Source organism: Alteromonas sp. ABV4_150, from assembly GCF_056311745.1.
Genome location: NZ_CM149971.1, coordinates 3,916,391 through 3,941,439 on the forward strand (window position 1 = coordinate 3,916,391; position 25,049 = coordinate 3,941,439).

Annotated in this window: 23 protein-coding genes, 5 tRNA genes and 1 pseudogene; 8 read left to right on the plus strand and 21 right to left on the minus strand. The window is 43.6% G+C overall.

The window, feature by feature from the left end; genetic code table 11:
• The first annotated feature begins 100 nt into the window (after positions 1 to 100).
• From ACYX4M_RS16930 to ACYX4M_RS16965, 8 genes and pseudogenes are all read left to right on the plus strand, one after another.
• Positions 101 to 580, plus strand: coding sequence for a FixH family protein (locus ACYX4M_RS16930; protein WP_476080993.1), 480 nt, complete (start codon positions 101 to 103; stop codon positions 578 to 580).
• A complete protein-coding gene (locus tag ACYX4M_RS16935; RefSeq protein ID WP_476080994.1) occupies positions 580 to 3,030 on the plus strand; it encodes a heavy metal translocating P-type ATPase in 2,451 nt (816 codons plus the stop codon). The genes ACYX4M_RS16930 and ACYX4M_RS16935 overlap by 1 nt, the downstream gene beginning before the upstream one ends.
• 1 nt (position 3,031) lies before the next feature.
• Positions 3,032 to 3,262: a cbb3-type cytochrome oxidase assembly protein CcoS gene (gene ccoS, locus ACYX4M_RS16940; RefSeq protein ID WP_476080995.1), complete on the plus strand. Its 231-nt coding sequence runs from the start codon at positions 3,032 to 3,034 to the stop codon at positions 3,260 to 3,262.
• Positions 3,249 to 3,908: a sulfite exporter TauE/SafE family protein gene (locus ACYX4M_RS16945; protein ID WP_476080996.1), complete on the plus strand. Its 660-nt coding sequence runs from the start codon at positions 3,249 to 3,251 to the stop codon at positions 3,906 to 3,908. The genes ccoS and ACYX4M_RS16945 overlap by 14 nt, the downstream gene beginning before the upstream one ends.
• A 45-nt stretch (positions 3,909 to 3,953) precedes the next feature.
• A pseudogene (fnr, locus tag ACYX4M_RS16950) lies at positions 3,954 to 4,695 on the plus strand (fumarate/nitrate reduction transcriptional regulator Fnr).
• 291 nt (positions 4,696 to 4,986) lie between these two features.
• Positions 4,987 to 5,910, plus strand: a complete 924-nt coding sequence (gene uspE, locus ACYX4M_RS16955; RefSeq protein ID WP_476080997.1) for a universal stress protein UspE — start codon at positions 4,987 to 4,989, stop codon at positions 5,908 to 5,910.
• A 231-nt stretch (positions 5,911 to 6,141) separates the two neighbouring features.
• On the plus strand, positions 6,142 to 7,095 hold the full coding sequence (ttcA, locus tag ACYX4M_RS16960) for a tRNA 2-thiocytidine(32) synthetase TtcA (RefSeq protein ID WP_476080998.1): 954 nt from the start codon (positions 6,142 to 6,144) through the stop codon (positions 7,093 to 7,095).
• Positions 7,096 to 8,121: a patatin-like phospholipase family protein gene (locus tag ACYX4M_RS16965; protein WP_476080999.1), complete on the plus strand. Its 1,026-nt coding sequence runs from the start codon at positions 7,096 to 7,098 to the stop codon at positions 8,119 to 8,121.
• 23 nt (positions 8,122 to 8,144) lie between these two features.
• Here ACYX4M_RS16965 and ACYX4M_RS16970 read toward each other — a convergent pair whose 3' ends face one another.
• The 21 genes from ACYX4M_RS16970 to ACYX4M_RS17070 form a co-directional block, all read right to left on the minus strand.
• Entirely contained in the window at positions 8,145 to 8,792 is a 648-nt protein-coding gene (locus tag ACYX4M_RS16970) for a DUF2987 domain-containing protein (RefSeq protein WP_474835586.1), read from the minus strand.
• Positions 8,789 to 9,580: a glucosaminidase domain-containing protein gene (locus ACYX4M_RS16975; RefSeq protein WP_476081000.1), complete on the minus strand. Its 792-nt coding sequence runs from the start codon at positions 9,578 to 9,580 to the stop codon at positions 8,789 to 8,791. The genes ACYX4M_RS16970 and ACYX4M_RS16975 overlap by 4 nt, the downstream gene beginning before the upstream one ends.
• The gene (locus ACYX4M_RS16980; protein WP_334060432.1) at positions 9,573 to 10,304 is read right to left on the minus strand and encodes a YciC family protein; all 732 of its coding nucleotides are present in this window, start codon (positions 10,302 to 10,304) and stop codon (positions 9,573 to 9,575) included. Before ACYX4M_RS16980 ends, ACYX4M_RS16975 begins: the two co-directional genes overlap by 8 nt.
• An 83-nt stretch (positions 10,305 to 10,387) precedes the next feature.
• Entirely contained in the window at positions 10,388 to 11,014 is a 627-nt protein-coding gene (locus tag ACYX4M_RS16985; protein WP_334060431.1) for a LysE family translocator, read from the minus strand.
• A 12-nt stretch (positions 11,015 to 11,026) separates the two neighbouring features.
• Positions 11,027 to 11,752, minus strand: coding sequence for a Sir2 family NAD+-dependent deacetylase (gene cobB / locus ACYX4M_RS16990; RefSeq protein WP_476081001.1), 726 nt, complete (start codon positions 11,750 to 11,752; stop codon positions 11,027 to 11,029).
• A gap of 115 nt (positions 11,753 to 11,867) precedes the next feature.
• The gene (locus ACYX4M_RS16995) at positions 11,868 to 12,698 is read right to left on the minus strand and encodes a sulfurtransferase (RefSeq protein ID WP_476081002.1); all 831 of its coding nucleotides are present in this window, start codon (positions 12,696 to 12,698) and stop codon (positions 11,868 to 11,870) included.
• 119 nt (positions 12,699 to 12,817) lie between these two features.
• The gene (gene tpx, locus ACYX4M_RS17000; RefSeq protein ID WP_476081003.1) at positions 12,818 to 13,315 is read right to left on the minus strand and encodes a thiol peroxidase; all 498 of its coding nucleotides are present in this window, start codon (positions 13,313 to 13,315) and stop codon (positions 12,818 to 12,820) included.
• Between the two features lie 74 nt (positions 13,316 to 13,389).
• Positions 13,390 to 14,082 carry a tRNA-uridine aminocarboxypropyltransferase gene (locus ACYX4M_RS17005; protein ID WP_476081004.1) on the minus strand — a complete coding sequence of 231 codons (693 nt, stop codon included), beginning with the start codon at positions 14,080 to 14,082 and terminating at the stop codon, positions 13,390 to 13,392.
• Positions 14,083 to 14,199: 117 nt separating this feature from the next.
• Positions 14,200 to 14,286, minus strand: a tRNA-Leu gene (locus ACYX4M_RS17010).
• A 59-nt stretch (positions 14,287 to 14,345) separates the two neighbouring features.
• Positions 14,346 to 14,419: transfer RNA gene (locus ACYX4M_RS17015), tRNA-Cys, on the minus strand.
• Positions 14,420 to 14,460: 41 nt separating this feature from the next.
• Positions 14,461 to 14,536 (minus strand) — tRNA-Gly (locus ACYX4M_RS17020).
• Positions 14,537 to 14,705: 169 nt separating this feature from the next.
• Complete coding sequence (pgsA, locus tag ACYX4M_RS17025) at positions 14,706 to 15,278, minus strand: CDP-diacylglycerol--glycerol-3-phosphate 3-phosphatidyltransferase (RefSeq protein WP_014979382.1); 573 nt, start codon at positions 15,276 to 15,278, stop codon at positions 14,706 to 14,708.
• 122 nt (positions 15,279 to 15,400) lie between these two features.
• Complete coding sequence (gene uvrC / locus ACYX4M_RS17030; protein ID WP_476081005.1) at positions 15,401 to 17,218, minus strand: excinuclease ABC subunit UvrC; 1,818 nt, start codon at positions 17,216 to 17,218, stop codon at positions 15,401 to 15,403.
• Positions 17,219 to 17,249: 31 nt separating this feature from the next.
• Positions 17,250 to 17,894 (minus strand): UvrY/SirA/GacA family response regulator transcription factor, encoded by a 645-nt coding sequence (uvrY, locus tag ACYX4M_RS17035; RefSeq protein WP_334060425.1) that lies wholly within the window; start codon positions 17,892 to 17,894, stop codon positions 17,250 to 17,252.
• A 180-nt stretch (positions 17,895 to 18,074) separates the two neighbouring features.
• Positions 18,075 to 18,800 (minus strand): pirin family protein, encoded by a 726-nt coding sequence (locus ACYX4M_RS17040; RefSeq protein ID WP_476081006.1) that lies wholly within the window; start codon positions 18,798 to 18,800, stop codon positions 18,075 to 18,077.
• Positions 18,801 to 19,027: 227 nt separating this feature from the next.
• Positions 19,028 to 20,491, minus strand: coding sequence for an aminotransferase class I/II-fold pyridoxal phosphate-dependent enzyme (locus ACYX4M_RS17045; RefSeq protein WP_476081007.1), 1,464 nt, complete (start codon positions 20,489 to 20,491; stop codon positions 19,028 to 19,030).
• Positions 20,492 to 20,528: 37 nt separating this feature from the next.
• The gene (ovoA, locus tag ACYX4M_RS17050) at positions 20,529 to 22,643 is read right to left on the minus strand and encodes a 5-histidylcysteine sulfoxide synthase (RefSeq protein WP_476081008.1); all 2,115 of its coding nucleotides are present in this window, start codon (positions 22,641 to 22,643) and stop codon (positions 20,529 to 20,531) included.
• Between the two features lie 249 nt (positions 22,644 to 22,892).
• A tRNA-Ser gene (locus ACYX4M_RS17055) sits at positions 22,893 to 22,984 on the minus strand.
• A gap of 318 nt (positions 22,985 to 23,302) precedes the next feature.
• Positions 23,303 to 23,394: transfer RNA gene (locus ACYX4M_RS17060), tRNA-Ser, on the minus strand.
• A gap of 182 nt (positions 23,395 to 23,576) precedes the next feature.
• Entirely contained in the window at positions 23,577 to 24,461 is an 885-nt protein-coding gene (locus ACYX4M_RS17065) for a DODA-type extradiol aromatic ring-opening family dioxygenase (RefSeq protein ID WP_476081009.1), read from the minus strand.
• Between the two features lie 90 nt (positions 24,462 to 24,551).
• Positions 24,552 to 25,001: a DoxX family protein gene (locus tag ACYX4M_RS17070; protein WP_334060420.1), complete on the minus strand. Its 450-nt coding sequence runs from the start codon at positions 24,999 to 25,001 to the stop codon at positions 24,552 to 24,554.
• Between the last annotated feature and the right edge of the window lie 48 nt (positions 25,002 to 25,049).

Below are 25,049 nucleotides of genomic sequence, written 5' to 3' on the forward strand. Positions count from 1 at the left end.
TCGCAAACACTATATTTATCATTATTTCCCGGCTTAACGTGTAGTTGGGACAGTAAAAATAAATATGTTGTTAGTGAAGTAAATACGAGAAAAGATTTTGATGAATAGACCCTGGTATAAAGAATTCTGGCCCTGGTTTTTAATCGCCGTTCCCATCATTACCCTGATTATGGGTGGGATATTGCTAAACCTTGCTATCTCTACCGAAGATAGCCTTGTAGTAGACGACTACTACAAAGAAGGGAAAGCAATTAATGCGCGTTTAGACAAAGAAGCCATAGCCCGCCGCATGAATATCACCACTGATTTAACCATTGAAGATGGAAGCATAGCGCTGCAGTTTCATTCGGGGATTCCTCAAGAAGGTAACGCGGTTAAATTAAGTTTCTATCACGTAACGCTAGAAGAGCGCGATGTTAGCGTTTTATTGAGTCGCGACGCTAACGGTATTTATCGCGGCTTTATTGAAGAAAACCTTGACGGAAAATGGCGCATATCGCTGACGCCGATTGATGATAGCTGGAAAATTCAAAACACGGTCTATCTGCCCCACACTGGCAAAATGAAATTCAATCCATAATGACAAAGCACGACTGTTACCATTGCGGCTTGCCTATAGCGAGTCCAGACAATGGGAAATTTACTACTGTCATTTTAGGGCAACAACGAGACATGTGTTGCCCTGGCTGCTTAGCGGTAGCTGAAGCGATCGTTAACAACGGCCTTGAAGACTATTACCAGTTTAGAACCGAACCGGCGCAAAAATCTGACGACGGTATTTTAGAAACGTTAGATAAGCTAAAAGTCTATGACGACCCTTCCCTTCAAGAAGAGTTCGTTTTTGAAGAAGGCCAAGATAAGCAAATTCAGCTGACCCTTGAAGGAATTACATGCGCTGCCTGTGGCTGGCTTATCGAAAAGCAGTTGTCGAAAGTAGAAGGAATAAAGCAAGTCGCGGTGAATGTACAAGAGCGCCGTGCTTTAGTCACTTGGTCACCGTTTCAAATTAAGCTTAGCCAAATTCTATCTACGCTAAAACGCATTGGTTATGTTGGGTCACCATTTCACCCCGACGCACACGAAGCCAGTTATAAACGCGAACAAAAGACCTTTCTAAAAAAGCTTGGCCTAGCAGGTATTATGACTATGCAGGTTATGATGCTGATGACAGGGCTTTACTTTGACTGGTTTGGCGCTATCGAATTAGAAACTCGACAGTACTTTTACTGGGTTGCCCTTACACTAACCACCCCGGTTGTGCTGTATTCTGGTAGCACATTCTACGTTGGTGCAGCTAAAGCGCTGAGCGCACGAACAGTTAATATGGATGTCCCCGTTACACTGGCTATCTTTGGCACCTATATCGCCGGTATTCGCTCTACCATGTTGGAGCAAGGCGAAGTGTATTTCGAATCCATTTGTATGTTCATTTTCCTGCTATTACTTAGCCGATTCTTAGAACATCGCAGTCGTCATCGCGCCGCTCAGATTTCTGCCAATATGATGCAGTACGTTCCTGTTTCAGCGACTAAATTGATGCCAGATGGAAATATTGCTGAATGCTTAGCAAAACAGCTAAAAGTAGACGATGTAGTATTGGTTAAGCCTGGTGAAACTATTCCCATTGACGGCTTGGTTACAGAAGGAAACGCGGCGGTTGATGAGTCTATGCTTACCGGTGAATTTAATCCTGTACGCAAAACAAGTAAAAGCCCTGTTTACGGTGGTACAGTCTGCCAAGATGGTAGCTTGACCATTACGGTTACGCAAACTCTCAAAAATGCACTGGTAAATCAAATTGTAAGGCTTCAAGCAAGTGCGATGGCGAGCAAGCCCAAGGCCGCACAGATAGCCGATAATTTCTCTAGATATTTTGTAACTGCGGTACTGCTGATTTCAGCGTTAACCTACACCTTCTGGGCCTATAACGGTAGTGATAATGCATTTTGGATAACCATTTCGGTACTGGTTGCAACCTGTCCTTGTGCATTAGGTTTGGCTACACCATCAGCGTTAACCTGCGCTATGGCGAAATTAAACAAACAGGGTATTTTGCTAAAGCGTGCCGATGCTCTTGAGCAAATCTCTGGCATTGACACTATCGCACTCGACAAAACCGGTACGCTGACACAAGGAAAGTTCACTATATCAAACGCCTGGTATGCTGACGGCGTAGACAGCCAAAGCGCGCTATCAATCGCCCGCGCACTTGAATCTCGCTCTGAGCACCCTATTGCTAAAGCCTTTAGCGACGAGAAAGCCTTTAGCGATATCAAGGCCTTTAACGGTGGTAAAACGTCTAGCGGCAACACCCTACACAAAGTGTCTAATTTTACAGTCACACCAGGCGGCGGAATTAGCGGTGAAATTAACGATACGCTATTTTCCATGGGCTCTGCAGCATTCAGTGTTCATGAGTCACAGCAATCATTTATTGAGGGTTGTCCCACGGCCAATGTGTTTCTTACTGTAAAAGGGCGTATCATGGCAGCGTTTGAAGTTCGTGACTCTCTGCGTGACGATACCCAAGAAACCCTCGATATATTGGCAAAAAGTCATACCCTCGCTGTATTAAGCGGCGATACACAGCAAAACGTTGATTCCCTTACCGAGCCTTTACCAATTTCAACCGCTAAAGGTGGACTTACACCAGAGCAGAAATACGAAGCGGTTCAAGCTATGCAGCAAACAGGCTCCAAGGTAATGATGATGGGTGATGGCATTAATGATGCGCCAGTGCTTGCCAGTGCCGATGTAGCGATAGCAGTAGGTAATGCCACAGATGTTGCGAAGACTGCTGCCGACGTGATTTTGCTAGGCGACCAGCTACTTTCTGTGCCGGAGTTAATAAAAACCTCGCACCAAGTGAAACAAAAAATAAGACAAAATATTGGTTGGTCGTTAGGTTACAATGTGTTGATCTTACCCTTCGCTGTATCAGGCCTACTTTCACCGTGGATGGCGGTTGTTGGAATGTCATTAAGCAGTATCATTGTAGTGACAAACTCTACGCGACTTTTGGGCAAATAGTATGAGCATAATTTACGTTTTAATTCCAATCGCGATCATAATAGTAGCTGTGGCAATTGTGATATTCTTCTGGGCAGTTAAAACTAATCAGTTTGAAGATCTAGACCGGCAGGGTTACAGTATTTTGTTTGACGATGACCTTCCGCCTGAGGAAAAAAAGCTCGCTGAGCAACGCAAGCAACTTCAGGATAGTAAAGTAGATAGAAACCAAGGGCAGCATGGAGGGGATTAATTACTTCTCAGCCTTTCTTATCGGCTTAGCTGGCGGTGTTCACTGCGTAGGCATGTGCGGCGGTATAGTGGCAGCGCTTAGAATGGTTTCACCCAAAGGTGCTTCTGCATTACCCTATACCCTAACCTACAATATAGGACGTATAGCAAGCTACACCATTGCTGGTGCGCTAACTGGCGCGCTTGGCAAAATAGCCGCCGACTACGTGCCCCTTGCCAACTATGCCCTATCCTTGCTAAGCGGCCTTATGCTGTTGTTGCTGGCCTGTTATTTAGGCAAATGGTGGACGGGTTTAACGGTGTTGGAAAACGCAGGAAAAGGTTTATTTTCCAAACTGCAGCCATTATCTAAGCGTTTTTTACCGTTCAAAACCCCTTTTAGCGCTATTCCTTATGGGTTTATCTGGGGCTGGTTGCCTTGTGGATTAGTGTACTCAACACTTACTTGGTCTTTGGCTGCGGGAAATGCATTACAGGGCGCTGCCGTAATGTTTTTCTTCGGTTTAGGTACTTTGCCAACGCTACTCGCAGCAAGTGCAGGTAGTCAGTATATTGTTAGCAGCTTTCAAAACAGTAACGTGAGACAAGTCATTGCAATAATAATGGCCGTATATGCGGCTTATCTTATTCATGGCGCAATCGTTTAAAAATAGGTGTATTATGAGCGAGTATTCTTTAAGAGAGCATGCATTATGAGCAAAGGAAGCCAATTTTCTATACACTGTCAAAACTGTAGCTTCAGTCACTTGTGTTTACCCGTGGCGCTGAACAAAACAGAAATCGAGTCTCTTGACGATATCATAGAGCGCAAGAAACCGCTTCATAAAGGTGATACGCTCATTCAAACCGGCGATAAATTTCGTTCTCTTTTTGCAGTAAGAACGGGGTCTTTTAAGTCGTTTGTAACTAATCAAGAAGGTGAAGAGCAAATCACCGGCTTCCACTTCCCTGGAGATATTATTGGTTTCGATGCCCTGCGTGAAAGTAAGCATCAAAGCTACACCTCAGCGCTAGAAACCGCCATGGTATGTGAACTGCCATATGAAACCCTTGATGAAATGTCGGTTCAATTTCCTAAGCTACGCCATCAAATCATGAGCTTTATGAGCGCGGAGATAAAACAAGATCACGACATGATCATGCTATTAAATAAGCGCACTGCCGAAGAGCGTTTGCTATATTTTATATCGCATCTTTCACAGCGCTTCGAAGAGCGTCGGCTTCTCACACAGAGAGTTTCACCTTACAATGACTCGTAACGAAATCGGCAACTACTTAGGCTTAACGATAGAAACCATTAGCCGTTTACTGAGCCGTTTTCAGAAGGAAAACATTATCAAGGTTGACGGTAAATTGATCTCTATTTTGGATTTTGATCAGTTGAACACCAAACTAGAAGCGTTAAATGGTCCTAGCATAGTCTGTAACAGTTAATTTATTCTTTTTTTACCTTAAACGCGCTACATGCGCGCTTTTTAGTTTTAATCTTTAAAATTTCACTGTATTCCCTCATTGAGTTACACGATATCAATTCGTTGTGCGTAAAAGCCCCAGTAGTATTCAATGTAGCCTTTTTGTTTATCAACGAATAGTTTACGCCTTGATCCAAAACAACTCACTTTTTTCCAAATGTCGTTTATAGTTAATGTAAATAGTTTATATGAACTGTTTTAAAACAACTTCGATGTCGACAGCCATACAAAGCTTTGTAGTTGAGGAGACGTTATGATTGAGTGTAAACGAATTCTTGCCGTGGTAGATGCGGAACGCGACAACCAGCCTGCCCTAAGCCGTGCCTATGAACTTGCTTCAAAAACCGGCGCAACGGTTACCGCTATGATGGTGGTATATGATTTGTCTTACGATATGACAACCATGCTTAGCCCCGACGAACGTGAATCAATGCGCGATGCCGTTACAAAAGAGCACGCCAAATGGCTATCTGCTCAGCTAAAAGAGCAAGGCTTCTCAGAGACCGATATTGTGGTTGAATGGAACAACCGTGCTTATGAGTCCATTATCTATTTCGCCCTTAACAACCAAATCGACTTAGTGGTAAAAGCCACTAAAAACCATGACGATCTCGCCTCTGTGATCTTTACCCCTACAGACTGGCATTTAATGCGAAAATGCCCCCGCCCCGTTCTACTCGTAAAAGAACATGATTGGCCAGAAGGCGGTGAAATCATTGCCGCGGTGAACGTAGGGACTGAAGATGATGAACACGCTGCACTGAACGACAAGCTTACGATAATCGCTAACGACTACGCTTCTTTACTTAAAGGTAAGGTTAATTTAGTAAACAGCTACCCTTCAACTCCCCTGAACATCGCCATTGAAGTCCCAGAGTTTGACCCTGACACGTATCACGATGCGGTAAAAAACCATCATGCTAAAGAAATGCGCAGTCACGCACTGAAGTACGGTATTCCCGAAGATAAGTGTGTGGTGAAGGAAGGCTTACCTGAAAAAGTCATTCCGCAGGTCGCAGAAACGTTAGATGCAGAGCTTGTAGTTATTGGCACCGTTGGCCGTGTGGGTATTTCGGCAGCGCTTATTGGCAATACAGCAGAACACGTTATCGACGAACTAAATTGTGACGTGCTTGCCATCAAGCCGGATGGGTTTGAATCACCGTTAACCGTGTAGAACACCCGCAAGCTTTGCTAAAACTTAGCGATACAACGTATCAATCGCTAACGGGTTGATACGTGGTTGTCTTCACTAAAGCGATTTTTTCAATACATAATCGCGGGGGACGATGATTTAAGCTCAAACCAATTTTTAATCTCGCTCGATAAATTTAAGCTCACAGCCGTAGTCGCGAAAAGGCGCTTTAATGTATAATGACGTCTTTATCACAAACCAAGCTAGTTAATTATGAGTTTAGGCACAAGCAGTGCTGACGCGCCGACGTTAAACGCCGCGAAAAGTAAGCAAAAGTACAACTTCAACAAACTTCAGAAACGACTTCGTCGCAATGTGGGTAAAGCCATTGGCGATTTCGGTATGATTGAAAACAACGACAAGGTCATGGTGTGTTTATCTGGCGGTAAAGACAGCTATACCATGCTAGATATTTTATTGTTTTTAAAGAAGATTGCGCCTATTCATTTTGATATTATTGCGGTAAATCTTGACCAGAAGCAGCCTGGTTTTCCTGAACATATTTTGCCCGAGTACTTAGACAGCATTGGCGTTGACTACAAGATTGTAGAAGAAGACACCTACTCTATTGTTAAAGACAAAATTCCTGAAGGAAAAACGACTTGTTCGCTTTGCTCTCGTTTGCGCCGTGGTATTTTATACCGCACGGCGAAAGAATTAGGCGCCACTAAAATTGCATTAGGTCACCACCGCGACGATATGCTTGAAACGTTTTTCCTTAATATGTTTCACGGGGGCAAGCTTAAATCTATGCCGCCAAAACTGGTTAGCGATAACGGCGAACATATTGTAATTCGTCCTTTGGCTTACTGCACAGAGAAAGATATTGAAAAATACTCTCAAGCTGCTGAGTTCCCGATTATTCCTTGCAACCTTTGTGGCTCACAAGAAAACCTACAGCGCCAGAACATAAAAGCGATGCTACAAGATTGGAATCGTCGTTTCCCAGGCCGCATTGAATCCATGTTTAGAGCGCTTCAAAACGTGGCCCCTTCACACCTTGTAGACAGTAACCTTTTTGACTTTAAATCGATTGCCACTCAAGACGGTCCCGTTGAAGATGGTGATATAGGATTTGATGAGCCTTCTTTTACTGCTGAGAGTAGTGTAGATCTCAATGATGAAGATAACGCTATTGAAGTAATAAACATTATGGAACCAAAGTAAATGAAAATTGGACTTGCGTTAGGTGCCGGTGCCGCAAGGGGCTGGACTCACATTGGCATAATTGAAGCATTGGAAAAACTTGGCGTTAAAATTGACGTTGTCGCTGGTTGCTCTATTGGCGCTTATGTTGGTGCTGCCTACGCAAGTGGCAAGCTGGAAGGTTTAAAAGAATGGGCCTGCTCTCTTAGCGACTGGCAGGTACTTGCGCTTATGGGAGTTGGGCTTAGGCGCGGTGGCATCGCTAGCGGCCAAAAAGTTTTCGACAAGCTTGCTAGCGAGTTTTGTGTCTCCTCCTATGAAGACATGCTTAAACCTTTTGCAACCGTTGCTACTGACCTATATACAGGTCGAGAAGTAGTGTTCAATTCAGGCCCAATTGGCGATACCATTCAGGCATCCTGCGCTATTCCCGCACTTTTTGCACCCGTCGCGCATGGTGATCGCTGGCTGGTAGATGGCGCAGTGGTCAACCCTGTACCGGTTAACTTATGCCGCCAGTTAGGCGCCGACTTTGTAATTGCGGTTAATCTTAACGCCGATTTTCGCCCGCTTAGGTTGGAAAAGTTAAGGCAAGACCACGAAGAAAACCAACGTAAAACCGAAGACTTTTTTACTAAGAGCCAAAACGTATTGCGCCAATGGTTTTCGCCAGACAGTAAAGATGACAAGGCGTCAGATGAAAATGAAGAGCAGCTTCAAGTCAATGCTTCTGAAGATGTGAATACCGAAGAAAGCATAGCCTCTGATGTTATTGAAAAAGTAGAAGAAGAATTTACCGAAGTACCGGCTAAAGTGAATAAGCGAAACCCACCGGGAATTATGAGCGTTATGAGCAGTTCACTTGAAATACTGCAGGCTCGTGTTACTCGCTCACGTTTAGCCGGCGACCCGCCAGATATACTAATAGAACCTCAGCTGACTGATGTAGGTATTATGGAGTTTCATAGAGCGGAAGAGTTATGCGCGAAGGGCGAAGAAACCATCGCCCGTATTGCAGAGCAAATTAGGTATCAGTTACTAACCTGATACAAAATTGTTCAAAAGATAGATTAACTTGAGGCCATAGCTGTAACACGCAGCGGCGCGTGTGGCAGGGTTAAACCTTTCGCTTCGTTGATCCACTCTTGTTCTAAATGCAGAACGCCATTGTTAATTTGTACGCCCTGCGGCGTAACGAAATCTAAATTTTTGTCTTCGAACTGAATCATCAAGCCCTTCACCGATGGCATCATAAAAGACAAAAAGCTCCCCATTTCATTGAAAAAGGCTTCATACTGTTCGTATAAGAAAGTGAGTTCTTCTTTTTTGTAATACTGTTTTAGATACTCGGGCTTGGTTTCAAGCTGCACCGACATATCACAAACGTTCGCACGTTCGTTTAAGTCGATACGTACCAGTGCATTAGCCAGTTTTAGTGCTTTTTCAGTGGGTACGGTAAAACGTCCTTCATCAGTAACGTCTAGTGGCATTGTTTTTTTATCGGTAACGATAGATGCACCGTTAACCTCGCATAAACGCCCTTCACCTACCCGGACAAAACCAAAGGCAAACTGAAGCGCTTGGGTATCTTCGTTATCTAGCTTTTTAACATGGCTGTAGAAACGGCTGTACTCTACATCTATCGTTTCAGCAGATACGGATGTACTAGCAAAACCGACAAACAGAGATGAAGCAAGAAATAATGCAGCGCGTATCATTCGGATAAAAACTCCTCGTTAAATAGGATCATTGTTTGAAGCTCTTCTACATAAGCGGCTCCTCGCTCGGAATAATTCATTAGCCCTTCTGCCAATGCAACACCAGTAATGGGTAATTGGTTAGCTCTCAGTCGGCTGCGGATCTCTCTTAAGTCAGCATAGGCATCGTGTCTGTTGAGGTTACGCATATAGGTGTACGTAGCTCGCGAAAGACTATCAAACTTAGCCACTTCGTGGGATGCACCATCGTTTCGACGGCTTGGGACGAAACCGCACCCTTTTGAAAAACACCACAAGCCGAAGAAGTTGTAGCCCTTTCTTGCAAATCGGCTTGTTCCCCATGCAGATTCATTCGCAGCCTGAACAAGTACCAGCTCTTCAGGTAAAACATCAATTTTCTGCAGTAAGGCCAATAATTTAGTCTTTAAAGGCTGTGTGGGTTTTACCCGATATTCCTCTTCAAGCCACTCAAGCCTAGTCATGTCGTCTTCAGACAGTGACTCATTAGCTAACGCCTTTCTGTAAAGAGTTTGTATATAGTGCCTTAGAGTAAGCAGGTAAGCGTTTTGTTTCTCTACCTCGGGGCGTAGATAATTAAAAAACGCCTCTTTTTTCTCTTTTACGTCACTATAATCAGAGAAATCAGGCACCGGCTTTTTCGCCTTTACCGTTTGAGGTATATCTAGAATATCAGGCTCGTCCTCGGTAAAAATAATGGCGTTAATGACGATAACCGCCAGAACACCCAACGTTATAAGGACAATTTTAAAGGTTTCTCGTTTATGCATCGAAGCTCGACTCATTCACATCGTTTTCAGATGCTTCCGTGCTTACTCCTTGCTCGCCAATTAATTCCTGATAGAGCAACCCCATCATACTAAAATAAAAGGGTAACACCCAAATTAGGGAAACCCCGAACGTCAGCGGTACCGACACGAACAATAAGAAGAGAACGCCGAAAATACTAGCTATTTGAGCCCAGTACGCATTAAATACTCGGCAGGAAAGAATAATTGCGCTTATTGGCGTTAACTTTCTGTCGGCCACTAACATTAGAGAAAAAGAAGACGCTAAATAGAAGTACACACCTGGAATGATGAGCAGCATCATTCCTAACTGCACAAGGATACTGTTGACTAGCTGGGTTAACGCTACCAAAAATATTAAGGGGAAAAACTGAAATACTGTAAATACCGATGTTTTTACACCACGTGCTACAAAAACCCCCATCATATATAAACCAGTCAGTAACGGAGCAACGATACAGATTGCCACAATCTCGATAATAGACTGGTGCTCGAAAACATAGCTACCGTCTTCATTAATAGTTATATACTGTTGCGCGAATACCCCTAACACCACAAAGGTCAAAAATAGAACCAGACTAGCTTGCAGTAATGATGAAAAATTAGCTTTGGTTAAACCGGCAGCACGGCGCAAGAGACCCTTAGTATCGAATTGATACTGTTTGGACAACGTACTGTTGAGGCGGTCTGGGTTTACGTCTTTCACACAACTCTCTTATATTTTTAGAAAAATCGGCGCGATTATATCAATTCACGAAAATAATTGCCTGTTTGTGTATTAAACAAAAATTACCCCAGGACCAACTTAGCTGCTAACCCAACTAAAAGCACGCCCATAGCCCTATCCAACCAATAGCCCTTTTTACCAATAAGCTCAGCGACTTTACTTGTACTTAAAAGGTAAGAAAGGAAACAAAACCATAACCCCGTCGCAAAAGCTAAGTAGATACCGTAACCAAGCTTTACGCTAAATGGCGTATCAATGCTGATGATAGCGGTAAAAAGTGAAAGGAAAAACAGCGTCGCTTTAGGATTAAGTCCGTTTGTCAGAAAACCCATCCAAACGGCACGTTTTGCCGAGATTTGTGACATCTTTTTTTCCGCATTTACGTGTTGCTCCTGCTTAACAGGGCCGCTTCTAAGCGCTCCGAAAGCAAGATAAAGTAAATAGGCAGCGGCAGCGTAGCTAAAAGTGGTGAATAGCCACGGCGTAGTAGCAATTACCACACTTAGCCCTACTAGCGAATAAGCAACATGCAATAAGATTGCTAGCCCAATACCAACGCTAGTGTACATGGCTATACGTCTGCCATAAGCCACGCTGTTTCGAACCACCACCGCAAAGTCAGGCCCAGGGCTGGCGACAGCTACAAGATGTACCAATGCAATGGTAAGAAATTCATTCATATACTGCATGCTTTGCGCCTCCTACAGCGCATATTTTGTAATTAATTCATCAACCCATTGCGGAACTATGTGCGAGGCTAGTCCTGTAAGTGATTCGTCGAACAAGGCATTAGATACGCCTGGCTCTAAATTCGCTTCTATTGTATGTGCCCCATTTTCTTTAGCAATCTGAACAAAGCCAGCAGCGGGATACACATTGCCAGATGTACCAATCGCTATAAATACATCGGCTTGTGAAAGCGCTTCGTAAATTTCTTCCATGTACATTGGCATTTCACCGAACCACACAATGTCAGGTCGAAGAGTTACTCTGTTGCAGCATGGGCATTTTGTCGTGTGATCAAAACTTTCACGCCAATCAGAAGTTTGCTGGCTAATAGCACAGCGCGCCGACAGTAGCTTGCCATGCATATGATAAACCGATTCACTGCCACCACGTTCATGTAAGTCATCAACATTTTGCGTCACTAGCATCATCTTGTGACCGAAAGCTTTCTCGAGTTTAGCCAGCGCCAAATGCGCTGCGTTTGGCACGACATCATCTTCTTGAAGCTGCGCTCGTCGCGCATTGTAGAAGCGGTAAACCAAGCTTGGGTTTTGCTCAAAAGCTTCGGGCGTAGCGACTTCTTCAACGCTGTGATTTTCCCAAAGGCCGTCATTATCTCGAAACGTTTTTAACCCAGATTCAGCGGAGATGCCCGCACCGGTGAGAATAGCAATATTGGGTAATGATTGATTAGCTGACATCGGATTATTTTTACTCTTTTGCTGTAAGGCGAGTTATTTAGTTTATTTTGCAGATGATGATGACGCGGAGCTAAAGCGAACATCAGTGATTTCAGCGTTGAACATTTCTATTCTTTTACACGTCTTTGACTACTGGATACTGAGTATTTGCGCCCCACTCAGACCAAGAACCATCATATACCGAAACTTGCGTAGCACCACACATAAGAGCTGCAACACCAATAATACAAGCGGTAACGCCTGAACCGCAGGTGCAGATAATAGGTTTACGCAAATCGACTTTTGCTTGTGCAAAAACAGCATTTAGTTCATCTACAGGTAAGAAATGGCCGTCTTTTACTAGTGTATCGAAAGGAATATTGAATGCACCAGGCATATGTCCTGAGCGCACACCCTCGCGGGGCTCTGAGACTTCGCCGTTAAATCTCGGACTACTTCGCGCATCAAGCAATTGCGCTTCGGTATTTATAGCTTGAAGCACTGCGCTAGAGTTTGCAAACCACCCAGGTCGAGGTGTTGCTTGGTAGGTTAATTTCCCATACTGCTGTTGTTCTGAAACGGGAAGCCCAGCTCCCCCCCACGCGGGTTGGCCACCATTTAATATATATACATCTTTATGCCCCAGTGCCTTTAGCATCCACCATACCCTAGGCGCAGAATACATACCTCGAGTGTCGTAAACCGCTATGGGTGTATTTGCTGTAATCCCCTGATTGCCAAGATAAATAGCAAGGTCATCAGCTGAGGGCATACTGTGCGGTAAACCTGTAGTGTGATCGCTACCTTCGCTGTCTAGATCAAAATCCACTGATGCAGGCAAAACCATTGCCGTTCGTGTGTCCGGCGTTTTTGAAACGGGATCATCCATTAACGCTCTTACAAGCGTGACTGGTTTTTGTTGCATTGCATTGGCTAATTCGCCGACTGACAACAATACTGATGCCATTACATCCTCCTAGAAAGCGCCCACATGAGCGAGCGCCTTGAATACCGCGAAAAATCGAATTGGTTGATATTGATTCACATTAACTATGTACTACTTAACTTATAACTTAAGTGGTCTTCTTAGCTTAATGCAGAAATAGCAGCGTCGTAATTTGGTTCTTCAGTGGTTTCTGCTACCTGCTCTGTGTAAACCACTTTACCTTCAGTATCGATAACGACAACCGAACGCGACAGTAAACCTGTTAGCGGTGCTGATTCAAAAGTCACACCGTAATCATCGCCAAAACTTGAGCGGAAAGTAGAGCCTGTAAGAACATTTTCGATACCTTCTGCGCCACAGAAACGGCCCGCTGCAAACGGTAAGTCTGCAGACACACAGATAACAGTTGTATTATCTAATTTTGCAGCTTCTTCGTTAAATTTACGCACTGACATTGCGCAAGTGCCTGTGTCAATTGAGGGGAAAATATTTAATACAACGTTTTTCCCAGCTAACTCAGACAGCGTTACTTCGCCCAAATCTGCCTTTACTAAGGTAAAGTCTGGTGCAGCTGTACCTACTTCAGGTAGTTGCCCCTTGGTTGTTACTGTGTTGCCTTGAAAAGTAACTGATGCCATTCGCTTTCTCCGTTTTTCATTAATATAAAATAGTGGATGTAAAACAATACTTTCGCAAATAAAAGTGACACTTTTTAGGTGTTATCTTTAACCTGCGACTCTGCAAACGCAAGCTTGTGTTGTAAATGGGGCTTACCTTTCAAGTATTCGCGCCTGAACACGCTAAAATAATGCGCTAACGTTTGTGCCCCTTGCTTTTGATCAGCAAGTGCCAAAACACTAATACCTACCTCTGCGGTGCAATGTTGGAAATCATGGGTAGACTCTCTGAGTAAATAGTCTGAAGCCACTTCCATGCTAACGCCCAACACAGGAAAACTATGTAAGTAAGGGCTTTTTACAAACATCTTCTTCGCTTCACGCCAAGTTCCATCCAAGAAAATAAATAGTAACGTTTTGCCAGTATTCAATGGTGGCGCGTCGATACAGCGTTCAGCTGCAGCATATTCGTGTGGAAATACCACAATAGGAAAGTATTTGTCGTCGCTCAGCAGTTTCAGTAACGCTTCATCAGGTTCGGTTCGTTTCCACAAAAACGCGTGGTTGTCTTTAACTACATCTGCAATCAAACGACCTGTATTGGTTGGTTTATAGTATTCGCCTTTGTACATTAAGAACAAAACCGCCACGTCTGTGCCAGCTTCAGGCTTAAATTCACAAATACAGTTTTGCGTTGGAAGCAAACACGCATCACAGCGAATCACCTTGCTACCACGCGCGTGAAATGGACGCTCAGCACGAGATAGCTCGTCTAAACGAAGTGACATAACAGAATTCAAGATAGTACGTCTTTGCCAAAGATTTTTACGGATTTTACCATAGTAAAACGCAGTAAAAGAGCGAGATTGACAAAGTTTTGTATTGAATAAAAATGTGGAAGTAAATGGTGCCCGGGGCCGGACTTGAACCGGCACGCTGTTACCAGCGAGGGATTTTAAATCCCTTGTGTCTACCAATTTCACCACCCGGGCATCGGGTTGCTTTTCAGCAAAGGTGTCAGGCGTAGAACCTGATGCTGCGTTGCAGCATTTGGAGGCGGAACCCGGAGTCGAACCGAGATAGACGGATTTGCAATCCGCTGCATAGCCATTCTGCCATTCCGCCAGATGCGTCTGGCGCGTGATTAAAACTTATCTCTAAGATATTGGAGCGGGAAACGAGATTCGAACTCGCGACCCCGACCTTGGCAAGGTCGTGCTCTACCAACTGAGCTATTCCCGCATGTCTTAATCGACCATTTCGTTTGGTTGATGTCCTCTCGAAATGTGGGGTGCATTCTACCTACCCATTTAAAACTGTCAACACAAAAAAGCGTTTAAATTGAGATAAATGCGGTTTTTTATGATCGTTTGCTATTTTTTTATTCACTTTGATTAAACCGCGATCAATTCTACTTTACTGCGCCACTTCTAAGGTGTGGCCACGCCGCTTTTGTATAAACAAACATTGACCAAATTGACAGCACGGCAGAGAAATATAAAAGGATATAACCTAAAGAAACCCAATAAATTGTTACGCCCATAAAAGTTTCTAACCCTGAAAGTAACCCAATTAAGGCTAACATTTGTGCAGTTGTTTTGGCTTTCCCTATAAAAGACACTTTAACAGCGTCTCTTACGCCATTCGAACCCATCCATTCGCGAAGCGCCGACACATAAATTTCACGCACTAAAAGCGCAATGGATGGCAAAGTAATCCAAAGGTTTGCATAACTATGTGTGATCATAAGAAGCGCGGCACCTACGATGAGTTTATCTGCCACCGGGTCTAAGAAGGCACCAAAGGGCGTAGATTGCTGAAGTTTTCTTGCTAAATACCCGTCAAACCAGTCTGTGATGGCCGCCAGCCAAAAGATAAAGGCCCCTGCTTCGTGCGCCCAGCGCCAATCAAGAAAATAAACAACCACAAAAACAGGTATAAGGATTACTCTAAATAAAGTAATACAGTTTGGAACAGTCCACATAAAAAGTACGTCTCGGTGTTATGCCTCTATGGGCGTTTTAGCGCAGTAGCTTTTAGCTAAGCTTCTTTCATTTTCACAACACATTACCTTAATTTGCAATGCATTGCTTGTTACTCAATCATTTATTGATGAAGGTGGTCGTAAATAGTATCCGCCAGTTCTGGGCTAATGCCTGGAACACTTGCTATTTCATCTTTACTGGCCTTTTTAAGACCTTGTAAGCCGCCCATAAACTTTAACAACGTTTGTCTACGCTTAGCGCCAATACCAGGAATACTTTCAAGGCTCGAGGTCGTTTTTACTTTCTGACGGCGGTTGCGGTGCCCAGTGATAGCAAATCGGTGGGACTCATCGCGAATATGCTGAATAAGGTGAAGCCCAGGAGAATGGCTATCCATGGGAAGCACTTGATGACTACCCGCCAGAATCAAAGTTTCTAAACCCGGCTTGCGGGTAGTGCCCTTTGCTACACCTAAAAGCATGGGCTTTTTGTCATGCGGCCAGTCTTCAAAAAAAGCTTCAGCCTGAGCAAGTTGACCTTTACCACCATCAATTAATAGAAGATCCGGAATTTTTTGTACTTCTTTGACGGATTTATAGCGACGCTTTAATGCTTGCGCCATAGCCGCATAGTCATCTCCAGGCGTAATACCTTCAATGTTGTAGCGACGGTAATCACTTTTATGTGGCCCTTCGCGATTAAACACTACGCAAGACGCCACGGTTTGTTGACCAGAGGTATGAGAAATATCAAAACATTCCATGCGCTGAATGGGAGTGTCTACTTCAAGGGCAGCTTCTAAGTCAAGATAACGAGCAAATACAGACTTTTGCTGGCTATATTGGGCATCTAGCGCGGTTTGTGCATTTGATTGGGCAAGCTGCAGGTACTTACGCTTCTCTTCCCTCGCCCCTTTAAAGAAATGCACCTTATGCCCAGCTTCACTGGCGAGTACATCTGCAATAGCATCTTCGTCACTAAGCGTGTTGCTTAACACAATTTGTTTAGGAATGACTTTGTTGCCAGCTAAATAAAATTGTAGGAAGAAAGATTCGAAAACTTCTTGCTCGTCTGCCGTATTGGGTACTTTAGGGAAATACGCTTTACTGCCTAGCAGTTGCCCTTCGCGAATAAACATAACTTGGATACAGGCCATGTTCCCTTTAAACGCAAACCCAAACACATCCATTTCGTCTTGGGTACCGGCAACCCATTGTTGTTCTTGTACTTTCCTTAATGCGTTTATCTGGTCGCGATAGCGCGCGGCAGCCTCGAAGTTTAATGCTTCGCTGGCTTTTTCCATTTTTTCCACCAGCCCGCCAATGACTTGCTGATTTTTACCTTTCAAGAATAAGCGAGCAAAATTAACCTGCTCTTTATATTCCTCGTCGCTCACATAGCCTTCAACACAAGGCGCGCTGCACCGCTGCATCTGATACTGAAGGCAAGGTCTGCTTCGCGCACGGTAGTAACTGTCTTCGCACTGACGTACGGGGAAAATACGCTGCATAGAACGCAAGCTTTCGCGAACCGACCACGCACTAGGATAAGGCCCGAAATATTCGCCCTTTTTCTTTTGAGGGCCGCGATGGAAAGAAAGCCGCGGATGTTCGTGGTCTGATAAAAAGATGAAAGGGTAAGATTTGTCGTCACGCATTACCACGTTGTAACGCGGTTTGTATTTCTTGATGAAGTTGTTCTCTAGCAGAAACGCTTCGGTTTCACTATTTACAACGGTGACGTCCATATTCGCAATCTGACTGACTAGCGAACGGGTTTTAGCGTTATCAAGGTTAGTACGGAAATAACTTGATACTCGCTTTTTAAGGTTTTTGGCTTTTCCTACGTAAATAACCTCTTCCTGGGTGTTGTACATACGGTACACGCCAGGTTGAGAGGTTAAATTCTTAAGAAATGCTGCTGAATCAAATGCAGGCATAATCACTTTGACGTTATGCGTCTAGTGACGCTTAAAAGGTATTAGGACTGATTAGCTTATGACGGTAGGCTAAATGTGTTAACTCTACGTCAGACGTCACGCCTAACTTTTGGAACATACGATAACGGTAGGTATTAACCGTTTTTGAATTGATGCTAAGTTCTCGAGCGATATCTGGCACTTTATGACCTTCAGTTAATCTCATGGCTATTGTAAGTTCTCTACTCGATAGCTCATCAAACGGATTATCCGAACTTGGCAGTAACTTGCTTATAGCGATGCTGTTGGCCATTTCATGATTAAGATATTTTTGTCCTGCTGACACTTTGTGAATAGCAAGAATGACTTCGTCAGGCTCTGCGTCCTTGGTAAGAAAGCCAAAGGCGCCGGCTTCCATAACCTGCATAGGTATTGGACTTTCTTTATGCATTGAAACGCATATTACCCGCGTATTTTCAGACATGCGGGCAATTCGCTTTGTCGCTTCTAGCCCACCAATACCGGGCATGTTAACGTCCATGAGTACCACATCTGGCGCGTTTTTTCGGCACATCTGTACCGCCTCTTCGCCGTTACTCGCTTCACCGAGAACTTTGAATTCGTCTACGTCTTCCAGAATTCGGCGTATCCCTCTTCTGACCAAATCGTGGTCATCTGCTAGGATTATTTTTATCACTCTAGTATCTCACTGACTTCAGTTTTATTAACCACTAGGTTAAAGGCCGTTAAGTTTCATTAATGATAACTATTAACAGCCTAAAACCTTATCATAGCCATCATACCATGAGATATAGATTCGTGAAGTAGAGATACACAATTTGGAACTAAATTATTGATCTAAATTACTTTTAGTCAATTAAGAGGGTAAATCAAACCAAAGAGCAACCAAATCTTCTGATGCGTTAAGCGAAATACTATCGTCTTCGTAAATTCCAATAGCATCTCCAGACTCTATTTCAACGCCTTCACGTTCACTGTGTACCAAAGCGTTAGCCTTACCAGAAACAATATGAAGATAACCTTTGTGCCTTTTAACACTTCGCTTCCAAGCTTCTCCAGACTTTAAGGTCAAACGACTAATTGATGCATTCTGCTTAATTTTTAACGACTCATCTCTACCATCTTCACTGACAAGTAATTCAAGCTTAGCGTTCTCATCCCCACCCGTGACTTTGCCAAAAGCTTTTTGCATGTAACCAGGTGTGCCACCTTTTTCATTTGGCACAATCCAAATTTGAAGAAAGTTCACAGGTTCTTCACTAGACGGATTAAACTCTGAGTGCATAATACCGCGCCCCGCACTCATCACTTGTATATCACCCGCAGGTACCACGTATTCATTACCCGTGTTGTCTTTGTGTTTCAAAGCACCGCTTACTACATATGAAATGATTTCCATATCTCTATGGCCGTGTGTCTCAAAGCCTCTACCTGCTTGTACAATATCATCATTGATTACCCTTAACGCTGAAAAGCCCATGTGCTTCGCATCATAGTAGTGCCCAAATGAAAAACTGTGTCGGCTTTCTAGCCAGCCAAAATTAACTTTTCCTCTTTCGTTTGATTTTCTTAAATACATCATTCTAAATCCTCAAAACTTCAATCTCATACTACACCCCTTAATAGGCCGCGCAGCGAATACTGGCACCGTGATGTTGTTTGACCCAACACGTAATAAGGCTAGTTTAATTCTTTTTTATAGAAATAAAATGCGGGATTATCGAGCCATTCATTCTATTATTTAGAATACAATGAGAGTTCGATAAGAAACCAATGGGCGTGTGAGTCATATTAGGCGTATGCGACCAGCTAAGATATAAAGCACAAGCGTAGCAGTGCAGCCTCTATAACAGCAGGATGGCAGGCCAAATTAAGTCTGATATAGTTCGGCGAGCCAAACGATGCACCGTCGTTACCAACTACTCCCCGCTCTAAACACTGCTCTACACTCGTAACAGGTGTATAACGGAGTACTTGATCAGGTTCATTGCCTAACGACTTTTTTTCGGCAACATCCGAAACAATCGGTTGAGATATACTTAAGGGAAATGAGGCGAGATCTAGCCAGAGGAAGTAGCCAGCGCTTCCCATTGTGTACCTTGCATTAATGCCGTAGTGCTTAAAAAAGCGCACAACAAGCTTTCTATTAAAAGATAACGCACTTTTTACCGTGTCAAGCCAGCTGCTGCCATACTCGTAGGCAGCAATAAGGGCAACTTTTCCTAAGTTGCTTGCATTAAGGTGCCGCTCGTTAATGGCTTGGGCAAACCTTTCTCTCGTCTTTTTGTCTTTTATGATTGCATACGACGCACCAGGGATACTGGCTAGGTTAAACGCTTTGGAAGCACTGTTGACGTGTATTATCTGTGGCGTAATCTCATTGCTCTTACCCTCTGGTTTTTCTTGCTGTTTTATCTCAGCTTTATTTAGACCATCGTTGTCAATTTCAGAGCCAAAAATAGGAATAAGAGTCGGCTCGTTATGTAAGTTAAAGGCAAATTCACTGTGTACTTCATCAGTAATCAATAAAATATTGTGATAAGTACAAAAATCCACAATCTCGCGCTGTGCTTTTGCGCATAATACGGTGCCAGTAGGATTATTTGGGTGACAGATAACAAATGCCGCTGCTGATTTGTCTAATGCGTTGAGGTCTATGTCGATAGACGAATCGTTAATACCGTTATATTTACCGGTGTGTAACGACGCTACTTCACTATATTTTTCTTCATCCGTGCAATGTGGCTGCCCTATCGGTATATATACAGGTTCTAAATCGTTGTTTTTCACTGTTTCGGTTATGGGCGAATAGGTAGGTGTTAAAACCATCACCTTCTGTCCAGATTTACAGAATGTACGTAGCGCAACATCAATTGCGCCAATTACACTGGCTACATCAACCACATCACTGCTGTTAACCTCGAACCAGCTGTATTTCGGTGCATTGCGTTCAAAACGTTTAGCCACTGCTTCACCAATATCAAGCGACTGATAACCGTATGTTGAACGAAGATTTTTTGTAACTGCACTAATTATCTCATCGCAAGGGGGTACATCCATGTCGGCTATCCACATAGCGATAGGCTCTTGTTGTGAGGCTATGGCCGATCTTTGGTAAGTTCCTGCGCCATCGAAGCGGCTAAACATTGCTGAATACTTAAGCCGAGTTTGGTCAAGTTTAAGATGAGCAGGCGTCTGCCACACATCTTTGTGAGGCATAAACTCGTGTTGAAATGCATTTAGCACTGCAAGTGAACTTTGCGCTTCGCTCACCCTCGACATACCCTTTCAAACAATGTTTTTTTACCTTTTACTCGCTTACCTTTTCAAACACGTTGAATTCGGAAAGCGTGTGCTGATATTTGCGTTTAGTTTCTCGAATGACAAACGGCAGCTCTGTGGGCTCGCTAACGCGCTTAAAGCCGCTACCTAACGCATCTTCTAGTGCTTGCGTAGAGCTTAGTGTTTCACCGTTTTCATCTTTATAGCCACCTAGCCACTCGCTTCTCTCTGTGTATTCTTCCAGCCATGTAAATGGGCTGGCTACAACCAGCAAACCGCCTTTATTTAAACGCTTTGCCATATCAGCCAGTACTTTTCTAGGGCTGTAGACCCTATCAATTAAATTCCCCATAAAAATAAGGTCGTAGCCCGTATACTGAGGCTTTAAGTTACACGCATCGCCCTGAGCAAAAGCGACCTTTTCTGCACTTTCTTCTAAACCTAAAGCAGATAGTTTTCTTGCCTTAAATGACGTTAGTTCGCCCTCTTCTACCAGGTTATAGCGGATCTCTCCACGCTCTTGCATATCAAATGCGGTTTTTATGAAGCGAGCAGAAAAATCAATGCCATCAACATGGTCGAAGTGCTTAGCAAGTTCGAAGGTTGAACGGCCCACGGCACAGCCTAAGTCTAATGCTTTGCTATGTTGACGCCCCTGCATATAGTCAATACAAAACTGAGCACTGGCTTTGGCGAAATTGGGCACACCATAATATTCGTCACCATAGTGAAACTCGCTATATTGTGACACTTGCGTATCGCTCTCATAATCAAAATCATTCACTGCTATAACTCGCTTTCCTTGAACATATCTGAACCCGGCATGCTGAAAGAAATGACGCCTAAATGCGTAACGGCTGTCTTTCATTGCCTCGTTGCCAGTAGATACCCAGCTACCACCTTTAATGAGGTTATGCTTATTATCATACGTCGGCGTAGTAAAGTCGTCGTACAGAGGATGAACTTTAAAACCTTCAAATGGATAAATTGGTGTTTCAGTCCACTGCCACACATTACCTACTACATCAAAAAACTCGCCTGACTGATTTACATTAACAGGTTCACTCGATGCATATTTTTGCAGAGCAATATTGAAACCATTGGCATAAACGGGTTGCGTTACACCGCTATGCTTACGTAGCGCTTGCCATTCATTTTCAGTGGGCAGGCGAATAAGCGAATCCATCTTCTCACTTAGGTAATTACAAAAGGCTTTTGCTTCGTGATAATTCACGTCTACTGGCCAATCTAAAGGAAGTGGATGTTCTTCAAGCATGCTACGATAGGCATAGTCTTCGCCCTTTTTTACCCAAAACACAGGGTGCTGGGCCTGGGTATATTCTCGCCACTTATTACCTTCAGCTTCCCAGTACTTTGCATTGTGATAGCCGCCTTCTTTAACGAAGGCTAAATACTCGCCATTACTAACAATAAACTTAGAAGCACTAAACTCGCTTACAGATTCTTGTTGAGTTCCATATTCGTTGTCCCAGCCGTAATAAGCACTATCCCAAGTTTTATTGTTTATTACCGTTTGCGCTGGAACCTTAATTAAAGCGTTGGCATCAAGTTTTTCGGACTGTGTAAGCATCGTAGGGCAAACAGGCCATTCTGTGCTGGTTCGTACAGACGAAATGGGCAATTGCCTAATAAGGACAGAAGACGTTTCTAAATGAATGCGTTCATGCTCTATTCCCATTACTACAGGCCACATTGGGCTGTTCCAATCGATAGGCATACTAAAAGACATGGTATCTATAAGGTCACATACTAAGGTGCGAACTTGATTACGATATTGACGCACCTCTTCAACCTGCGGCCAATCGTAGTTTTCATCGTTGAGATCATCCCAACTCATTTCATCGACGCCGATAGCAAAGAGCGATTCAAATTTTGGGTTAATACGCTCGTTGATAGCCTTTGAAAGAACTAATTTGTTAATAAAAAACGTAGCGGTGTGCCCGAAATAAAAAATTAACGGATGACGCAGCTTTTCAGGTCGCTCGTAGAAGACCTCGTCATTCGCTAGGCAAGAGAAAAGTGATTCATATGTGTTGAATGAGTCGAGGAAATACGCCTTTATTTCCCGTCTTTTTTGTTCAACCGTGCCTTCCCGAAGATTAAGTGTGGGCATTGCCTGCATAATGTCCTCTTGAATTCTTGTTATTACTACCAACTGCGTAGGACCAGCGATACACGTGCACCGCTTTTGTATGCCGTAATGATTTCAGTTGATTGTAAACCTTTTTATATATATCAAGCTTTTGTGAATAAAGCGCGACATAACTTGGTTTTTATGAAGTGTTTTGTAGTTACAAGATACAGACAGGATGAGATCAGAAAATATTTCACCCATAAAAAAACCCGCAACAATGTGCGGGTTTTCATAATATGGCGGAGAGTGAGGGATTCGAACCCCCGGTGGGTTTGACCCCACGTCTGATTTCAAGTCAGGTGCATTAAACCGGGCTCTGCCAACTCTCCTGAAGTGACGCTTATCTTAATGATTTACATGACGCTGTAAAGCACTAATTTCAATTAAATCAATCGACTGGTGAAATATTCATCTTTTTGCAAGAAGCTTAATCAACTTAGATTAAAACACAATCAATTTTCATTGCTAATGCGCTGATTTTTACTGGCTAATAATTCCGTAATTAACAACGGTAGTGATATAAAAGCCCTTTTAAAGGCACTAATACTTCCCGAACACTGCTCGAACTGCTCTGCGTCGCCTCTCACTCAACAGAACATTTATTATAGCCATAAAAAAACCCGCACTGTGTGCGGGTTTCTCAAATTTGGCGGAGAGTGAGGGATTCGAACCCCCGGTGGGTTTGACCCCACGTCTGATTTCAAGTCAGGTGCATTAAACCGGGCTCTGCCAACTCTCCTGAAGTGCTGCGTATCTTAATGATTTCTGTGAGCCTGTAAAGTACTAATTGTAACATTTGAGCCTAAGCGAACAATTGATAAACAAAGTGCTCAATAATTGGCAACAGCACACACACTATATCCTCTTTTTATGCGGCATTTGGTAATGCAAGCCCCAGCCAAAATAAATGCAGATATAAAATTAATCGTGCCACACAAACATACTTGCGGGTTTATTGAGCAGTGTTAACGAAATGGCTTTGTCAGCTGCTTTACCATTTGCGCCGTAACACACCTGCAGTGGTAAAAGATGTTCTTCTCTGGGATGGGCATATCGTGCGTCCGGGGCTTCGGACCAATCGACTAATCTAGCGCTGCGCTCATTTTCGCCGTATGCCTTGCTTTGCATCGTCGTTTGTAGCCAATTATTAAATCGGGTGGCTTTTCGCATTGTATCGCTGGTGTCATCGAAAAAGCCCTGCATGTTATGAAAAGAAGACCCCGAACCTAAAATTAGTATTTGTTTTTGCGGTGAATTAGCCTTGGTAGCAGTTTCAACCGCTTTTCTTAACGCTTTTCCCAATTTAATATGCTTATCTGCACTTAAATCAGACGTTATCGACATTTGAATACAAGGCACATCAGCCTTGGGATACATTATACTTAACGGGATAAACATACCGTGATCAAAACCGCGTTCACTGTCTTCGTGCGCCGTTACGCCCCGCTCTTTCAAACCTTTAACTAATGAAGTCGCGAACGCTTTGTTCCCTTCTGCAGGATATTTTATTGAGTAGGCCGGTTGTGGGAAGCCGTAATAATCGTAAATCAATGTAGGGCGCGGGTGTGTGGTCACACACACTTCTACTTCTTCCCAGTGCGCACTTATTACAATGATTAAATCTGGCTTTGGAAGATCTAGTGATAAGTCTTTCAGCACACTAATCATTTCCGTGTGATAAGCTTTAGACGGAACATCATCTTTCGCTCGCATTTCAAGAAGTGGAAGCGGGCCTCCGCCATGGGAAATATAGGCTGTCGTGATCCGAGCTAGTTGGTAAATATTCGACTGGATTCGCTGTTGCATAGCATCACTCATTATTAGCCGCAATTTAGGGATTGGTTTTAAGGAAAGCCAGCTAACCCTAGCTGGCTCCGATAACCTACTCCCGCTACTCTACTTATTCAGCTTATTGCTAATAAGAGCGTCGATAGAAAGTTTTCCACCACCTTGAATTGTCAGTGCACTTGTCGCAGCTAGGAGCGCGAGCGCAAATTCATAGCCGTTGTTGCTCATAAATAACCCGTTCGCAGCATGAACGCTAAAAATAGCAATGACCATAGTGAAGGCGCTTACCAAAGCAGCTGGACGTGTAAGTAAACCCAAGATAAGTGCTAGACCACCGAAAAATTCAGCGCTTCCAGCTAGCAGTGCCATTAAGAAACCGGGAGCTAAGCCTATGCTCTCCATCCATTGCCCCGTACCTTCTAAACCATAACCGCCAAACCACGCAAAAAGTTTCTGGGCACCGTGGGCACTCAAGATGATGCCAACCGGAACGCGCAAAACCAAGCCAGAGAAACTGTTGTTAGATGTAAAAATGCTTTTCAAAAATTGTTTATTCATTGCCTTATCCTCAAAATATTTTGTTCTAGAAAGTGTCGTAACTTAAAA

Excerpts from the sequence above, each read along its gene's own strand:
- ACYX4M_RS16930 (WP_476080993.1), top strand. The coding sequence starts at position 101 with ATGAATAGACCCTGGTATAAAGAATTCTGGCCCTGGTTTTTAATCGCC.
- ACYX4M_RS16935 (WP_476080994.1), top strand. The coding sequence starts at position 580 with ATGACAAAGCACGACTGTTACCATTGCGGCTTGCCTATAGCGAGTCCA.
- ccoS (WP_476080995.1), top strand. The coding sequence starts at position 3,032 with ATGAGCATAATTTACGTTTTAATTCCAATCGCGATCATAATAGTAGCT.
- ACYX4M_RS16945 (WP_476080996.1), top strand. The coding sequence starts at position 3,249 with ATGGAGGGGATTAATTACTTCTCAGCCTTTCTTATCGGCTTAGCTGGC.
- uspE (WP_476080997.1), top strand. The coding sequence starts at position 4,987 with ATGATTGAGTGTAAACGAATTCTTGCCGTGGTAGATGCGGAACGCGAC.
- ttcA (WP_476080998.1), top strand. The coding sequence starts at position 6,142 with ATGAGTTTAGGCACAAGCAGTGCTGACGCGCCGACGTTAAACGCCGCG.
- ACYX4M_RS16965 (WP_476080999.1), top strand. The coding sequence starts at position 7,096 with ATGAAAATTGGACTTGCGTTAGGTGCCGGTGCCGCAAGGGGCTGGACT.
- ACYX4M_RS16970 (WP_474835586.1), bottom strand. The coding sequence starts at position 8,792 with ATGATACGCGCTGCATTATTTCTTGCTTCATCTCTGTTTGTCGGTTTT.
- ACYX4M_RS16975 (WP_476081000.1), bottom strand. The coding sequence starts at position 9,580 with ATGCATAAACGAGAAACCTTTAAAATTGTCCTTATAACGTTGGGTGTT.
- ACYX4M_RS16985 (WP_334060431.1), bottom strand. The coding sequence starts at position 11,014 with ATGCAGTATATGAATGAATTTCTTACCATTGCATTGGTACATCTTGTA.
- cobB (WP_476081001.1), bottom strand. The coding sequence starts at position 11,752 with ATGTCAGCTAATCAATCATTACCCAATATTGCTATTCTCACCGGTGCG.
- ACYX4M_RS16995 (WP_476081002.1), bottom strand. The coding sequence starts at position 12,698 with ATGGCATCAGTATTGTTGTCAGTCGGCGAATTAGCCAATGCAATGCAA.
- tpx (WP_476081003.1), bottom strand. The coding sequence starts at position 13,315 with ATGGCATCAGTTACTTTTCAAGGCAACACAGTAACAACCAAGGGGCAA.
- ACYX4M_RS17005 (WP_476081004.1), bottom strand. The coding sequence starts at position 14,082 with ATGTCACTTCGTTTAGACGAGCTATCTCGTGCTGAGCGTCCATTTCAC.
- pgsA (WP_014979382.1), bottom strand. The coding sequence starts at position 15,278 with ATGTGGACTGTTCCAAACTGTATTACTTTATTTAGAGTAATCCTTATA.
- uvrC (WP_476081005.1), bottom strand. The coding sequence starts at position 17,218 with ATGCCTGCATTTGATTCAGCAGCATTTCTTAAGAATTTAACCTCTCAA.
- ACYX4M_RS17040 (WP_476081006.1), bottom strand. The coding sequence starts at position 18,800 with ATGATGTATTTAAGAAAATCAAACGAAAGAGGAAAAGTTAATTTTGGC.
- ovoA (WP_476081008.1), bottom strand. The coding sequence starts at position 22,643 with ATGCAGGCAATGCCCACACTTAATCTTCGGGAAGGCACGGTTGAACAA.
- ACYX4M_RS17065 (WP_476081009.1), bottom strand. The coding sequence starts at position 24,461 with ATGCAACAGCGAATCCAGTCGAATATTTACCAACTAGCTCGGATCACG.
- ACYX4M_RS17070 (WP_334060420.1), bottom strand. The coding sequence starts at position 25,001 with ATGAATAAACAATTTTTGAAAAGCATTTTTACATCTAACAACAGTTTC.